Source organism: Rossellomorea sp. GQ25 (assembly GCF_059758515.1).
In genome coordinates this window covers 14,480-30,602 of record NZ_JCAXEQ010000015.1, presented here as the reverse complement: position 1 = coordinate 30,602, position 16,123 = coordinate 14,480, and the positions used below count along the sequence as shown (strand labels likewise).

Genomic DNA, 16,123 nt, shown 5'->3' with positions numbered 1-16,123 from the left:
CTTTATAATATATCATTTACTGTCGTTACCGTCAAGGTATTTTTATTATTTTAGAAAAGTTTTTTCTCTGAAACAGTTATGTAATGCCTTTCGGACAACAAATAATATTATACATACTATTGGGCAGTTTTGCAAGAGGTAAATCTAAATAAATAAACCAAAGATTAGTTACCTAACCTAAGGTTTACTTAATACGCTGGTATGACTAATTTTAAGCATATTCATAATGAACACGTTTGATTTCTAAAAGAAAACTTCTGATATATAAATCTCTTTTTGCTGAGACAGGTCTACGAGTTCTTCCGTTTTGTTTATTTTCAAGATGGGCTTTGTATAAGCGTTTGGCTTAGTATACATGACTTCTCCGTACTGGCCGGTTGATAGTCTTACTGAGGTGCCTGTCCTTAGATCTCCCAGTAGTTGAAGAAGACCATTAACAACTTTAATATCGAATTCACCAAAAAAATCTTCACTGATCATATCCAGTACCTTGAAGACAGGCTGCTTGCTTCTATATATTCTTTCCGATGTCATGGCATGAAAAACATCAGCGATTCCAACAATCTGAGAGTAAAGATGAATACGATTATTTTTCTCGGATGCCGGGTAGCCGGTACCATCAAATCGTTCATGATGTTGAAAGATTGCCAGTTTTGTTTCCGTTTTTAACAATGGAGTGTCTTTAACCATTTTATATCCGTTGGCTGTATGAAGCTTTACTTCTTTAAATTCACTTTCTGTTAAAGGCTGTTCTTTTGTTAATATGTGTGGACTGACCTTTGCCATCCCACAGTCTGCCAGGACACCCGCTAAAGCCAGCTGGTTCACCTGACCAGGATTCAAGCCTAACTTCTTTCCTAGCATGGCACTTATGATACCCACTGAAATGGCATGGTGAAAAAGATAATCTTTTTTCATACAATATTGATGAAGAGAATACACATATGTATGGTTCTGTTCAACCGTTTGAATCACCGGTAGCATTAACTCTCTCACCCTTGCAACATTAACAGACGTTCCTGATTGCCAGTTCATGAATTCTTTCTTAAATTCCTTGATCGTCATTAAATAGAGATCGATGAATCCGACTGGCTCATTGATTTCTTCCTCCACTATCTCTTTATCATTAGCGACTGGTGTTCTAAATGGACGTCCATCCGCTTTTGTTTTCTCTATTATGAGCTCTGTTATATGGAAAGCTTGAAGAATATTTAGATGTTCTTCTTCTATTACTGTATTCTTCGGAATAATCGGACTGGCTGCCATTCCCATAATATCTTCTGCTACGATGCATCCTAATTGTATCTCTCCACGATGTACCTTCAACTATGAACACCTCACATTTCACCTTATTTCTAGTTTATTTTACCAAATTTAACAGGTTATAGTTATTTTTTCACAAAAAAATAAGCTATTCCCAGTATGAGAGTTTCATTACTGGAAACAGCTTACCCGTAAATTTATTCTTCTGTATCTTCACTTACTTCTTCAGAAGATGTTTGATCTTCACTTTCTGGTTGTTCCATTCCTTCAGAAGTTTCCACTGGTGCTTCCGTTTCTTCTTCATCTTCTTTTTCAACCTTGGCGACGGTTGAAACAAATTCGCTTTCTTGAAGACGGATCAGTTTAACTCCTTGAGTGTTACGACCTGTAGTGGAAATATCCTTCACATCCATACGGATAAGGACACCATGTGCCGTGATAATCATTAAGTCTTCTTCACCTGTAACGGCTTTAACAGAGACCAGCTCTCCGTTACGTTCCGTTACATTACATGTTTTTAAGCCTTTACCGCCACGTGTTTGAACTCTATATTCACTGGCAGGAGTACGTTTACCGTAACCATTTACCGTTACAACTAAGACATCGCTCTTCTCTTCCAGAATTTCCATTCCAACAACAATATCATCATCACTCAGGTTAATCCCTTTCACCCCGGTTGCTGTTCTTCCCATTGAACGAACATCCGTTTCAGGAAAACGAATGAGCATACCTTTTTTCGTACCGATGATCATATCTTTCTCTCCATCAGTCAGTTTGACGGAAATGAGCTCATCGTTTTCTCGAAGGTTAATGGCGATCAGACCGTTCGTACGAATATTAGCGAAATCTGATACCGGCGTACGTTTTGAGATTCCTTGCTTCGTAGTAAAGAATAAGTACCAGTCGTCCACGAATTCTTCCACTCGAATCATGGCGTTGATCCACTCATCTTTTTCTACCCCAAGCAGGTTGATGATCGGAAGTCCTTTAGCTGTACGGCTGAATTCAGGAATTTCATACCCTTTCGCACGGTATGCTTTTCCTTTGTTTGTAAAGAAAAGAATCGTATCATGAGTTGACGTTGTCAGTAAATGTTCAACAAAGTCTTCATCATTGGTACCCATTCCCTGGATTCCTCTTCCTCCACGCTTTTGACTGCGGTAGGTTGAGACAGGCAGGCGCTTGATGTATCCGTTATGAGTAAGAGATACGACAATGTTTTCTCTTGGAATTAAGTCTTCATCTTCAATATTCTCAATTCCACCCGCTACGATTTCTGATCTTCTTTCATCATTGAAGCGTTCTTTGATTTCGATAAGCTCTTCACGAATGATTTCGAGAACTTTTTCATCATCTGCTAAGATTGCTTTCAATTCTGCAATCTGCTTCAAAAGTTCTTGATACTCGTCTTCAATTTTTTCTCGTTCTAAACCGGTTAAACGTTGAAGACGCATATCCAGGATCGCTTGAGCTTGTTTGTCAGAAAGGGAGAAGTTCTCCATCAAGCCTTGTTTCGCAAGTTCCGTAGTTTGAGAGCCACGGATAAGGGCAATGATTTCATCAATATGATCTAAGGCGATACGCAGTCCTTCTAAAATATGAGCTCTTGCTTCAGCTTTGCGTAATTCGAATTCCGTTCTACGACGAATGACGACGCGTTGATGTTGTAGGTAATGATATAGGCATTCTTTTAAATTCAATACCTTTGGCTGGCCATCAACAAGTGCCAAAAGGTTAATACCAAAGCTTGTTTGAAGGGCCGTTTGCTTATAGAGATTATTAAGCAAGACGTTCGCATTCGCATCTTTTCTTACTTCGATCACGATACGCATACCATTACGGTCCGATTCATCACGTAAATCTGTGATGCCATCAATCTTCTTATCACGAACAAGATCGGCAATTTTCTCGATTAGTCTCGCTTTATTTACTTGATAAGGAATTTGATGAACGATAATCGTTTCTTTTCCGTTGCTTTTTTGTTCAATTTCTACACGGGCACGCATGGTGATGGAACCTTTACCTGTTTCATAGGCACGACGGATCCCGCTTCTTCCCACAATTAGCCCGGCAGTAGGGAAATCAGGTCCGTAGATGAATTCCATCAGCTCTTGAATCGTAATGTCGGGATCTTTGCTTAACGCAAGGATTCCATCGATGACTTCTCCAAGATTATGAGGTGGAATGTTCGTTGCCATTCCTACTGCGATACCTGAAGAACCGTTTACTAATAGGTTAGGGAAACGGGCAGGTAACACTTCCGGTTCTCTCTCGGTACCATCATAGTTATCTTTATAATCAATTGTATCTTTATTAATATCACGAATGAGTTCCATAGAGATTTTGGACATACGTGCTTCTGTGTAACGCATGGCCGCAGCTGCGTCTCCATCAACGGAACCGAAGTTACCATGACCGTCCACAAGCATATATCGATAGTTGAAATCCTGTGCCATACGTACCATTGTGTCATAAACAGCTGAGTCACCATGGGGGTGATACTTACCGATTACTTCACCGACGATACGGGCTGATTTCTTATATGCTTTTTCAGCAGTCATCCCCAGGTCATTCATCGCATACAAAATACGACGATGGACAGGTTTCAGGCCGTCCCGTGCATCCGGTAGTGCACGGGAAACGATAACACTCATCGCATAATCCAGAAAAGACGAGCGCATTTCACTACTTATATTAATTTCTTTAACATTCGATCTTGGTATTTCTGCCATAGTAAAAGGGACCTCCTTTTAAAGAAAGATTTATACCTTTCTCATTCTTTACCTTGTCCGCTATGTAAAAGACAGGATAGCAAATGGTCTATCCTGTACTATTTTATTAAAGGCTCTTTTCGTAAACTACTTTGTTTTTATTGAAGATAGCAGTAATTGATTTCCGCTGCAGGATGCTTGCCTTCCGCGGGGCGGGCGGTGAGCCTCCTCAGCTCCGCCTACGGGGTTTCACCTGTCCCGCTTCTCCCGCAGGAGTCGAGCACCTGCAGCGAGAATCAACTTTCATAGTATCAGTTTCTTTAATAAAACCTGTATATAATCCACAATCTATAAAAACCTGCTTATTTGTAAAGGTGTTTGTTAGATATCCAGGTTCTTAACGTACGCTGCGTTTTCTTCGATGAAGTTACGTCTTGGCTCTACTTTGTCACCCATCAGGATATCAAAGGTTTCGTCAGCTTCGATCGCATCTTGAAGACTCACTTGCAGCAGGGTTCTTGATTCCGGATCCATTGTTGTTTCCCATAGTTGTTCAGGGTTCATCTCTCCAAGACCTTTGTAACGCTGGATTCCAGGTTTAGGCGTCGGGGAGATTTCTCCAAGTATGCGATCCAGTTCTTTATCATTGTAGGCGTACTCGATTTTCTTCCCTTGTTGTATTTTATACAAAGGTGGTTGAGCGATGTAGATATAGCCTGCTTCAATGATGTTTCTCATGTAGCGATAGAAGAAAGTTAATAATAGCGTACGAATATGGGCGCCATCGACGTCGGCATCGGTCATGATCACGATTTTATGGTATCTCGCTTTAGCCAGATTGAAGTCTTCACCAATCCCTGTCCCAAGAGCTGTAATAATTGCACGAACCTCGTTATTTGAAAGGATCTTGTCCAGACGTGCCTTTTCTACGTTGATGATTTTACCACGTAGAGGAAGGATGGCTTGGAAGTGACGATCACGGCCTTGTTTAGCAGATCCGCCGGCTGAGTCACCCTCAACCACGTAGATTTCACTGATGCTTGGGTCTTTAGAAGAACAGTCTGCTAATTTACCAGGTAAACTGGAGATTTCCAGGGCACTCTTACGACGGGTAAGCTCCCTTGCCTTTTTCGCAGCCAGTCGGGCACGTGCAGCCATTAGTCCTTTTTCTACCACTTTTCGAGCGACAACCGGGTTTTCAAGTAAGAATGTTTCTAAATGCTCGGAGAAAAGGGAATCGGTAATCGTTCTTGCTTCTGAGTTTCCGAGCTTTGTTTTTGTCTGACCTTCGAATTGGGGATCAGGATGTTTAATCGAGATAATCGCTGTTAATCCTTCACGAACATCTTCCCCTGAAAGATTCGCATCGCTCTCTTTAAACACGTTATTTTTTCGGGCATAGTCGTTGATGACTCTCGTTAAAGCCGTTTTAAATCCGGACTCATGGGTTCCACCTTCATGAGTATGGATGTTATTGGCGAAGGAATAAAGATTACTTGCGAAACCATCGTTATATTGAAGGGCGATTTCAATCGTAATCTCGTCTTTCTCGCCTTCAATGTAGATTGGTTCTTCATGGATGACTTCTTTAGAACGATTAAGATGTTCAACGTAGGACTTAATTCCACCTTCATAATGGTAATCTCTTCGTTTCCCTTCTCCGCGCTTATCTTCAATGCTGATTTGGATCCCTCTGTTTAAGAAAGCCAGTTCGCGAATACGGTTTGCAAGTATGTCATATTCGTATTCCGTCGTTTCAGTAAAGATTTCAGGATCTGGAGTGAAGTGAATGATCGTTCCCGTTTTATCCGTTTCTCCGATCACCTTAAGATCGAAGCTCGGAACACCTTTTTCGAATTTTTGATAATAGATGTTTCCATCACGATGAACATGGACTTCAAGTTCTGTGGAAAGAGCATTTACTACTGAAGCCCCAACTCCGTGGAGACCTCCTGATACTTTATATCCACCGCCGCCGAACTTACCACCAGCGTGAAGGACCGTCATGATTACCTCAACGGCAGGACGTCCCATTTTCTCGTGAATACCGACAGGGATACCACGTCCATTATCTGTAACAGTAATACTGTTATCCTCTTCGATAATGACTTCGATTTCATTACAGTAACCGGCTAACGCTTCATCGATACTGTTATCAACAATTTCCCACACCAAATGATGCAAGCCTCTTCCGCTTGTTGATCCAATATACATACCAGGTCTTTTTCGAACGGCCTCTAATCCTTCTAAAACCTGAATCTGATTTTCATCATAGGATTGACCTTGTTTTTGTTCCATAGCCATACTGATTCACCTACACTTTCTAACCTTCAGGGCTTTATATTTCTATAATAAATTCTCATAGTTTGAGTATTTCTTTGATCGCTTCTTTAACGTGCTTGATGCCAGTGGTGAAAGATACAACTGATTAGACGTGATAACAAGAGATTTATATGAACCCTTTGCAAGATTACAAAGGTTTTTATCTTTCGTTTTTAAAAAGTGTTGAATTTCTTCTGAAAATTGAACGGTGTCTCGATCAATAATAGCGATGATTTCATCTGTACGTACCATGACATCTTCTCCAACATGTATGTACAAGGTAACACCTCATTTCAATCTTTTCATTGATCCGGCTTCCACTTCAAAAGTAGTCGCTTCGTTTAAGGTTTGATGATCAATCCCATCCACGTTTGTCGTCGTGACAAAGGTTTGAACTTTTCCCTGGATGGTATTTAATAAATGTGACTGTCGATAATCATCTAATTCTGACAAGACATCATCAAGAAGTAAGATGGGGTATTCTTTAATTTCAGAATGAATCAGCTCAATTTCTGCAAGCTTCACAGAGAGGGCCGTTGTCCGTTGCTGCCCCTGCGATCCGAATGTTTGAACATCTCGTCCATTCACAATAAATTGAAGATCGTCCCGATGTGGACCGATCAGGGTCACACCGCGATCAATTTCCCGCTCGCGGATACCATCAAATTTCTGCTCATATATATCTACCATTTTTGACCATTCTTGATTATCTGATACATCTAAAGACGGTTTATATACGATTTCTAAGGTTTCTAAGTTCCTTGAAATCCCGGAATGGATCGGTTTTGCCCAACTTTCTAATAGCTGAACGAACTCAAAGCGCTTTTTCGTAATTTTTACAGCAATCTCTATGAACTGTTCCGTCAAGACATCCAGCATGGTCTGGTCTTTTTGTTTTCTCGTTTGCAATTGTTTCAGATAATGGTTCCGTTGCTGTAATATTTTTTGATAAAGGCTGATATCATGTAAATAAACAGGAGAAACCTGACCGATTTCCATATCAATAAAACGACGCCTTACTTGAGGGCTCCCTTTTACTAAATGGAGATCTTCAGGCGCAAACATGACTACATTCATATTGCCGACATATTGACTTAATTTAGATTGCTCAAGGTGATTACTTTTCGCTTTTTTTCCCTTTTTCGAGAGGATAAGCTCCAATGGTAACGCACCGTTATATTTCTGAATCCTACCTTTTATTTTAGCATATTCCTCGTCCCAACGGATTAAATCTTTATCATTTGAGGTCCGGTGGGATTTAGCCATTGCCAGTACATAGATAGACTCCATAATATTTGTCTTGCCTTGAGCATTCTCTCCAAGAATTACGTTCACCTTATTTTCGAAACTCACGTCGATTGATTCGTAATTTCGATAGTTTCTTAATTCTAATTGTTCAATGTACATGGAAATAACACCCTTTATTATTCTCCAGCAACCACAAATACTCCTATTTCGGGAATTTCAATTGTGTCACCAATTGTGAGTTTTCTGCCTCTTCGTTGGTCTTGTTCGCCATTTATGTATACTTCATATTCACTTAAGAACCACTTCGCCATCCCGCCGGACTGAATTACTTCAGCTAGCTTCAGGAATTGTCCCAATGTGATGATTTCCGTCTCAATGGTGATCTCTTTCGCCACTAAAATCACTACTTTCCGTATAAAGTCTCTAATATCTTATTTTACTCTAAATGGAGTTAAGTCACAACTAACGAAAAATCAGCAAGGACTCGTAGAGCAATACGTCCTTGTTATCATTGGATTCTTCATTGAATCGACGAGAGGAATTCCTTCAATTACCAGACAAGGTGTAGAAAAAGAGCCAATACCTCATGTGAATGGCATCGGCTCTTGTATATTCATTAGTACGTTCTTACTGGAAGAATCAATTGAAGAATTGAATCATCATGAAGTGGTTTCAATACGAAAGGTCTCATAGCCCCGGTGAAGTTTACATAGATTTCTGTACCTTCAATGGCTTTTAACGCGTCCATCATATATTTTGCACTAAAGGAAATCTTCAGTTCTTCCCCTTCAATGGATTGACTTTTCACCTGTTCGATTACTTTTCCGATCTCCGGTGTGTTAGACGAAATCTCAATCATGCCGCCATCCAGAGTTGAAAGTTTCACTACGTTGTTTCTTCCTTCTCTGGCAAGTAGCGACGCACGGTCTATCGCTTGTAAAAATTCTTTCGTATTCAGCGTTAGTTCTGTCTTTGTATCAGAAGGAATCAATCGACTAGTATCAGGATAATTCCCTTCTAATAATCTTGAGAAGAATAGTAGGTGTTTCGCTTTGAACAGCACTTGATTTTCAGTGATCACGATTTCAACAGGCTCTTCTGTATCATCAAGGATTTTATTCAGCTCGTTTAAGCTTTTCCCTGGAATCACAATATTGTAAGAAGCATCATGATTGGTTTCAATCGGTGCCTTTCTCATCGCAAGTCGGTGACTATCTGTTGCAATACAGCTCAGTTCCCCATTTTCAATCTGACAGTTTACACCTGTCAAGATGGGGCGTGTTTCTGAAGTGGACACTGCGAATACAGTTTGTCTGATCATCGTTTTCAGGAGATCAGTCGAAACTTTGATCCCGTTCCCTTCTTCAATCTGAGGAAGATGCGGGTATTCTTCTGGATCTAAACCGTTTAAATTAAATTCTGCCTGCCCTGAACGAATAACGGTTTGGAAATGATTTTGAACTTCAATTTCCACCGTATCTTTAGGCAATTTCTTTACGATCTCACTGAAGAACTTAGCCTGAAGAACAATTCCTCCAGTTTCCATGATTTCAACAATGTCTGAACCTTCTTCTTCATTTGGAATAAATGACTCGATTGAAATATCTGAATCACTGCCTGTTAATGTTACGCCATCTTCAGTGGCGATGATTTTTATTCCTGTAAGAATGGGAATCGTTGTTCTTGACGTTACAGCTTTCATGACATCTTGAACACTTTGGACAAGATAGTCCCTTTGAATAACAAATTTCATGATTTATTCCTCCAATATGCACATAATTTTATGGACTGAATCATATACTAATAATTTATTTAAAAATAGTAATAGAAGTAGTAGGGCCTGTTGATATGTGGATAAGTGTGTGAATTCAACGTAAACACAGCCTATCCACATGTGGACAGACTGTGTGCTAGTTTGTCTTAGTTATTCACATTATCTAGTTTTTTTGTGTGTAAGATCAACTCTTTAAAGACTCACGAATTTCTTTCAATTGCTGCTGAAGAAGCGCATCCGCTCCAAGTAATGTACTGATCTTCTCATGAGCATGAATGACAGTCGTGTGATCACGGCCGCCGAACTCTTCTCCGATCTTTGGAAGTGAAGAATCCGTCATTTCCCTGGATAGATACATAGCGATCTGTCGTGGAAACGCGATGGATTTTGTTCGTTTCTTCGCTTTAAAGTCTTCCAGCTTCACGTTGAAGTGTTCACCAACGACACGTTGAATTTCCTGGATGGTAATAACCCGTGGTTTTGAGCTGGGAATGATATCTTTCAAAGCTTCAGCTGCCAGATCAGCATTAATATCTTTATTTATAAGAGAAGAGTACGCCACAACCCTGATTAAAGCACCCTCTAACTCACGAATGTTTGAATCGATTTGATTAGCTATATAAAGCATGGCTTCATTTGGAATGTCCAATCCCTCAGCCTTGGCTTTTTTTCGTAAAATGGCAATTCTCGTCTCGAGATCTGGAGGAGTTATGTCTGTAATAAGTCCCCATTCAAATCGAGAACGAAGTCTGTCTTCAAGTGTCGGAATTTCTTTCGGTGGCCGATCACTGGAAATGACAATCTGCTTGCTTTCTTCATGTAAGGTATTAAAAGTATGGAAAAATTCCTCTTGCGTTTGTTCTTTTCCAGCTAAAAATTGAATGTCATCTATTAATAAAACATCAACGCTGCGGTATTTATTGCGAAAATCGACTGCTTTATTGTCACGAATGGAGTTAATGAATTCGTTTGTGAATTTCTCAGAGGATAGGTAAACCACTTTAGCAGCAGGATTATGCTCCAGTACATAATGTCCGATCGCATGCATTAAGTGAGTTTTTCCCAGTCCTACTCCACCATAAATAAACAAGGGATTATAGGCTTTTGCAGGTGCTTCAGCCACGGCTAAAGATGCGGCATGGGCGAAACGGTTGCCCGAACCGATAACAAAGGTGTCGAATGTGTATTTTGCGTTCAGCATATTTTGATTGATATCCTGTTGCTCGTCGTCTTTCATCGACTTCTTTGGCGGTAATTGAATATCAAATTCTTCCGGCTCCTGATTTTGAGGAATGATAAATTTCACGACCAACTCTTCGCCCGTAATATCATACAAAACCCCGGAGATTAATTGAGAGTAGCGTCCTTCCAGCCAATCTCTTGCAAATTCATTTGGAGCTGTAATGACAAGTGTGTCACCTTGAATGGAATGCGCCTTAGTCGATTTTAACCAAGTATCAAAGCTCGGTTTACTTATCTTTTTTTCGATGCTTTCTAAGGCTTTGCTCCAAAGATCCCCGATATTCTCCAATCCTGATCCCTCCTTTTCTCAGTTTGTATAACTTCTGTACAACAATTACATGCTATAAAAATCCGTTAACTCTCGCTATTTTATAAAAATACAAAACAATGAATGTGGAAAATATATATAATAAGGAAAGAAAATGGTTTTTCGACAATATCCACCACTTGTGGACAACGTTTTACAAACCCTCTGAATAAGTTACCCACATGATATCCACATTTTGTGGATAACCCTTTTTGGAAACAGAGTTATTAAGAGTGAAAACACAATAATCATATCAAAATATCCTTAGGGGTGCAATGCTTTTTAAATTTTATCCACAACCCCCCACACCTTGTGGAATGAAATTGTCCACAACCCAAGAACTTGTGAAAAAGTTGTCAGTATGTGTTGTGGATAATTTAAAACCGTGTCGAATCCTATCCACAGGCAGGCTGGATAAAGAAATGGAATAAGATTTGTAGAAGGAAAATAATCATGGGGAAAGTAGTAGTTCATTTCCGCTCCAGGTGCTCGCTTTCCGCGGGGCGGGCGGTGAGCCTCCTCGGCTTCGCCTGTGGGGTCTCACCTGTCCAGCTCCGACAGCTAGCCCCTCGAGGTCATAAGCTAAATGGTCCAAGAAGGCAAAGTACGCCTTCCCGGTCCATTCATCTTATGCTTGTCGGGGCTGAGCAAGCGCCTCCGCTTTTCGGACTGTCCCGCTTCTCCCGCAGGAGTCGAGCACCTGCAGCGAGAATCAACTTTCTGAGCATGATAATTGCTAAAAGCAAAATCAAAATCAATAAACTTTTTAAAGTAAGCAGAGGTAGATTTTTGATGGGGTTCTAGAATTTTTCATGTCACGTTTTAGCCTATACTGGTTGGCGGAAATTATCGAAGATCATGTTGTAAAACAACAAACTTTGCAAAAAGAGCATGTAGATATATTTATCTAAATCTTTTATAGATAGCTTTTGGTTAATAAATTTTATTGCTCTGTTCATTGATAATTCATCAAGATTGGAAGGGAGCGGATTCCCTTCCAATCAAGCAGTATGCTAATAGAACAGAGCAGTGCACTCAACAATACGAAAAAAATTCAATAAACATTTGTGAAATGACTGAACCAAAAGAAAAATAATATGAGTGTTGACTTTTTATGGGTACCGTCTTTATAATAGTGAGGAATGTCTTTAACTTTTATAAAGATATCCTTCAGGGAGGTGTCATAGATGAAAAGAACGTTTCAACCAAATAATCGTAAAAGAAAAAAGAACCACGGTTTCCGTGCACGTATGAGCTCTAAAAACGGACGTAATGTTTTAGCTCGTCGTCGTAGCAAAGGAAGAAAAGTACTATCTGCCTAGACCACTGAACTGACTCAGTGGTCTTTTTTTTCCTTTATCCCAAGTGAAAAGACGATTTGGCTCGTTCGTATTTTGTTTTAAGAGAATAATTACTTATAATTTCAAATGAATGAGCCAATAATGTCGAGGATACATCAAGACAAAAATGAAAATTAGGTGTGGTCAATGCGGAAAGATCAGAGAGTGAAGAAAAATAAAGAGTTCCAGGAGATATTCAAAAAAGGAACATCCTTTGCAAATCGGCAATTCGTCTTGTATCTATTGAAGAAAGAAGAACCTCAACCATTTCGAATTGGAATCTCCGTTAGTAAGAAGATTGGAAACGCTGTTTGTCGAAACCAAATTAAACGGTATGTCAGACAGGCTTTTTTAGAACTACAAGAAGATGTAAAAGATCAGCACGATTATTTAATCATCGCCAGAAAACCGGCGGCCGAAATGAATTTCCATGAGGTGAAGGGCAGTCTCACCCATGTGTTGAAAAGAGGAAAAGTGTTGAAAAGATCCTCTAATGGAAAACATGTTAAAAAGAAGTCATAACATTTTACGATATTGACAGGTTTCGTCATCACAAGCCTATGAAAAGATGTTACAATACGAGAGATTGTACTTTTTAAGTACGGAAGTCCTGTTTTACATTTAACTTGAGAGATATTAGTAGGGAGGAAATTAAGGGTGAAAAAGAGAATTATAGCCCTGATGGGAATCATTGGGCTAATGGCTATACTATCAGGTTGTACGGAATACAATCAGCCTATAACACCTGAGAGTAGCGGAATATGGAATGAATATATTGTCTATCCTTTATCACAATTAATTACAATGGTAGCTGAGTTCATGAGCGGTTCTTATGGATTGGCCATTGTCATTGTTACATTGATTATTCGTTTAGCGATTCTGCCATTAATGATTAAACAAACGAAAAATTCAAAAGCCATGCAGGCTTTACAACCTGAAATGAAAAAGCTGCGTGAAAAATATAGCTCAAAAGATGCACAAACTCAACAAAAGCTTCAACAAGAAACGATGGCTTTATTCCAAAGTCACGGGGTTAATCCGCTGGCGGGTTGTTTCCCATTGATCGTTCAAATGCCGATCTTAATTGGTTTCTACCATGCGATCGTGAGAACAGAAGAAATTAAAGCTCATAATTTCCTGTGGTTTGATCTTGGTAACCCGGATCCATACTATATTTTACCTTTAGTAGCAGGTATAACGACGTTTATCCAACAGAAATTAATGATGGCGGGTACAGCGAATCAAAATCCGCAAATGGCGATGATGCTTTATATTATGCCGGTCATGATTATCATTTTTGCGATTAACTTCCCTGCAGCTCTATCCCTTTACTGGGTAGTCGGAAATCTATTTATGATTGTTCAAACGTATTTCATTAAAGGACCTGAAATCAAAGAAGCGCAAACCGCTAAAGCTGGTGGGAATTCGGGAGGAAAGAAAAAGTGAGAGAAGTAGAAGCGACTGGTCAAACGGTGGAAGAAGCCATTGAATCAGCCTTGTCTCAACTGAATATCACCAAAGAAGAAGCAGAGATTGACGTCATTGATCAAGGTAAAAAAGGCTTGTTCGGATTGTTTGGTGGAAGACCTGCTGTCGTTCAAGTCAAAAAAGCGATTGATCCGGTAAATGAAGCGAAAGATTTTCTTCTATCTGTTGCCCGTGAAATGGGAGTTAACGCTTCCATAGAAGTGAAAAAAGATGGAAGAGATGTTGAGTTCAACATTTGCGGTGAAAAAATGGCTCTATTAATAGGAAAAAGAGGACAAACGTTGAATGCCCTTCAACACTTAACACAGCTGATTGCAAATCGGGTATCTGATCAGTTCATCACCATTCTTTTGGATGCGGAGAATTATCGTGAAAGACGAGAGCAAACATTAACAAACCTTGCTGAACGTTTAGCAGAGAAAGCATTGCGCACAAATCGTTCCGTTTCATTAGAACCAATGCCTTCCTATGAACGAAAGGTGATTCATACAGCATTAGTTGATTCGACTACTGTTGATACCCATTCAGAAGGCAGAGAACCAAATCGTTATATTGTGATTGCTCCAAAATAAATAAGAGACGATTCCTTTCGGGGGATCGTTTTTTGTTTTGCTATTTTTGCAAACATTCGATGGATCTATCGCTTACATAAATAAAGAAAATTCGACACAGATGCTTAATGAGTAGAAAACGGATCAAAAACCCAATCTGAACCAAAATCAATAACCTTCTACTTCACTCAGTCTTCCTATGTCCAGGCAACCCCGTTAAATTTCTTCCCATGTCGCCGCGTAGCAACTTTGTGAATTCTTATTTTCATCCCGGTTTATTGTTATTCACATGTGGATAAGTTAAAATAATAGAGATGAAGTGTTATCTGTGTGGATAACATTATTTGGTGACGAATAGAGGGTTTCCTTTCTTTAGTATTAAATAGGATTGTGATATTCTAATAATTTGGGGAAACTTTGCTCTCTACTATAATTCAATTATAAATAGATCAACTAAGAAATAAGAGAGGTGAATACAATGGAGTTTGATACAATTGCTGCTATTTCTACTCCGATGGGCGAAGGGGCGATTGCGATCGTGCGTTTAAGCGGTGATCAAGCCTTCGATATCGGTGATAAGGTCTTTAAGGGAATGAAAGGAAACTCTATGAAAGAATTTGCTTCTCATACCATTCATTATGGACATATTATCGATCCCGACACAGAGCAAGTGGTGGAAGAAGTCATGGTTTCTGTGATGAGAGGGCCAAAAACATTCACCCGTGAAGATATTATAGAAATTAACTGCCACGGAGGACTTGTGTCGGTCAATAAAGTACTGCAGCTTGTATTGAAAAATGGAGCCCGCCTTGCAGAGCCGGGTGAATTTACGAAACGGGCATTCTTGAACGGACGAATTGACCTTTCCCAGGCAGAAGCGGTGATGGATCTTATTCGGGCAAAAACCGATCGGGCGATGAATGTGGCCCTTAATCAAATGGAAGGCCGACTTTCCAATTTGATTCGAAAGCTTCGTCAGGAAATTCTTGAAACACTGGCTCATGTAGAAGTGAATATTGATTATCCGGAGTATGATGATGTAGAAGAAATGACGCATAACGTACTGTTGGAGAAATCCAAACACGTCCGTGACGAAATTGACAAGTTGGTCCAAACATCAGAGCAGGGGAAAATTCTGAGAGAAGGTCTTTCTACCGTAATCATCGGACGGCCAAATGTAGGGAAGTCATCTCTATTGAACAGTCTTGTTCATGAAAATAAGGCGATCGTAACCGATATCCCTGGAACAACACGGGATGTGATTGAAGAATACGTCAATGTACGCGGTGTACCGTTACGTCTGGTTGATACAGCCGGGATTCGTGAAACAGAGGATATTGTTGAGCGAATCGGTGTGGAACGTTCACGACAAGTATTGAAAGAAGCGGATTTAATTTTACTCGTACTCAACTATGCGGACGAATTGACTCCTGAGGATGAACAGCTTTTCGAAGCGGTAAGAGGAATGGACGTTATTGTCATCGTGAACAAAACGGATCTGCCTCAGAAGATTGATATAGATAAAGTAAGAAAACTAGCGGAAAATCATCAGCTGGTCACAACAGCTTTACTTGAAGAGCAAGGGATCGATGAGCTGGAAGAAGCCATTTCATCTTTATTCTTTGCGGGTTCCATTGAAGCAGGGGATATGACATATGTGTCCAACAGCCGTCATATTGCTCTACTCAATCAAGCTTCCATTGCGATTAATGAAGCAATCAGTAGCGTAGAAATGGGAACTCCCATCGATATCGCTCAAATTGACTTAACCAGAACATGGGAGCTTTTAGGTGAAATTATTGGAGATAGCGTTCATGAAAGTCTGATTGACCAGCTGTTTTCTCAATTCTGCTTAGGGAAATAAATACTATTATAAT

At 39.9% G+C, this 16,123-nt stretch carries 13 protein-coding genes; 5 read left to right on the top strand and 8 right to left on the bottom strand.

The features are described from left to right. Positions 1-243: 243 nt before the first annotated feature. From AC6CIB_RS22975 to dnaA, 8 genes are all read right to left on the bottom strand, one after another. Positions 244-1,326 (bottom strand): HD-GYP domain-containing protein, encoded by a 1,083-nt coding sequence (locus AC6CIB_RS22975; RefSeq protein WP_498284595.1) that lies wholly within the window; start codon positions 1,324-1,326, stop codon positions 244-246. Positions 1,327-1,460: 134 nt separating this feature from the next. Continuing rightward, positions 1,461-3,995: a DNA gyrase subunit A gene (gyrA, locus tag AC6CIB_RS22970; RefSeq protein WP_498284593.1), complete on the bottom strand. Its 2,535-nt coding sequence runs from the start codon at positions 3,993-3,995 to the stop codon at positions 1,461-1,463. Between the two features lie 360 nt (positions 3,996-4,355). After that, positions 4,356-6,272 (bottom strand): DNA topoisomerase (ATP-hydrolyzing) subunit B, encoded by a 1,917-nt coding sequence (gyrB, locus tag AC6CIB_RS22965; RefSeq protein ID WP_498284597.1) that lies wholly within the window; start codon positions 6,270-6,272, stop codon positions 4,356-4,358. A 48-nt stretch (positions 6,273-6,320) separates the two neighbouring features. After that, a complete protein-coding gene (gene remB, locus AC6CIB_RS22960) occupies positions 6,321-6,575 on the bottom strand; it encodes an extracellular matrix regulator RemB (RefSeq protein WP_113969423.1) in 255 nt (84 codons plus the stop codon). A 9-nt stretch (positions 6,576-6,584) separates the two neighbouring features. Next, positions 6,585-7,703 carry a DNA replication/repair protein RecF gene (gene recF, locus AC6CIB_RS22955; protein ID WP_498284591.1) on the bottom strand — a complete coding sequence of 373 codons (1,119 nt, stop codon included), beginning with the start codon at positions 7,701-7,703 and terminating at the stop codon, positions 6,585-6,587. Between the two features lie 17 nt (positions 7,704-7,720). Next, positions 7,721-7,939 carry a S4 domain-containing protein YaaA gene (gene yaaA, locus AC6CIB_RS22950; RefSeq protein ID WP_149154956.1) on the bottom strand — a complete coding sequence of 73 codons (219 nt, stop codon included), beginning with the start codon at positions 7,937-7,939 and terminating at the stop codon, positions 7,721-7,723. Between the two features lie 221 nt (positions 7,940-8,160). Continuing rightward, positions 8,161-9,297 carry a DNA polymerase III subunit beta gene (gene dnaN / locus AC6CIB_RS22945; RefSeq protein ID WP_113969421.1) on the bottom strand — a complete coding sequence of 379 codons (1,137 nt, stop codon included), beginning with the start codon at positions 9,295-9,297 and terminating at the stop codon, positions 8,161-8,163. A gap of 205 nt (positions 9,298-9,502) precedes the next feature. After that, complete coding sequence (dnaA, locus tag AC6CIB_RS22940) at positions 9,503-10,849, bottom strand: chromosomal replication initiator protein DnaA (protein ID WP_324746165.1); 1,347 nt, start codon at positions 10,847-10,849, stop codon at positions 9,503-9,505. A gap of 1,205 nt (positions 10,850-12,054) precedes the next feature. Between dnaA and rpmH the strand changes: the two genes are divergently transcribed. From rpmH to mnmE, 5 genes are all read left to right on the top strand, one after another. Continuing rightward, positions 12,055-12,189 carry a 50S ribosomal protein L34 gene (gene rpmH, locus AC6CIB_RS22935; RefSeq protein ID WP_034764748.1) on the top strand — a complete coding sequence of 45 codons (135 nt, stop codon included), beginning with the start codon at positions 12,055-12,057 and terminating at the stop codon, positions 12,187-12,189. Between the two features lie 165 nt (positions 12,190-12,354). Beyond that, positions 12,355-12,729 (top strand): ribonuclease P protein component, encoded by a 375-nt coding sequence (gene rnpA, locus AC6CIB_RS22930; RefSeq protein WP_498284587.1) that lies wholly within the window; start codon positions 12,355-12,357, stop codon positions 12,727-12,729. Positions 12,730-12,864: 135 nt separating this feature from the next. Continuing rightward, on the top strand, positions 12,865-13,653 hold the full coding sequence (gene spoIIIJ / locus AC6CIB_RS22925) for a YidC family membrane integrase SpoIIIJ (RefSeq protein WP_044340276.1): 789 nt from the start codon (positions 12,865-12,867) through the stop codon (positions 13,651-13,653). Then, the gene (gene jag, locus AC6CIB_RS22920; protein ID WP_498284585.1) at positions 13,650-14,267 is read left to right on the top strand and encodes an RNA-binding cell elongation regulator Jag/EloR; all 618 of its coding nucleotides are present in this window, start codon (positions 13,650-13,652) and stop codon (positions 14,265-14,267) included. The genes spoIIIJ and jag overlap by 4 nt, the downstream gene beginning before the upstream one ends. A gap of 457 nt (positions 14,268-14,724) precedes the next feature. Further along, a complete protein-coding gene (gene mnmE / locus AC6CIB_RS22915; RefSeq protein WP_498284583.1) occupies positions 14,725-16,110 on the top strand; it encodes a tRNA uridine-5-carboxymethylaminomethyl(34) synthesis GTPase MnmE in 1,386 nt (461 codons plus the stop codon). Positions 16,111-16,123 lie beyond the last annotated feature (13 nt).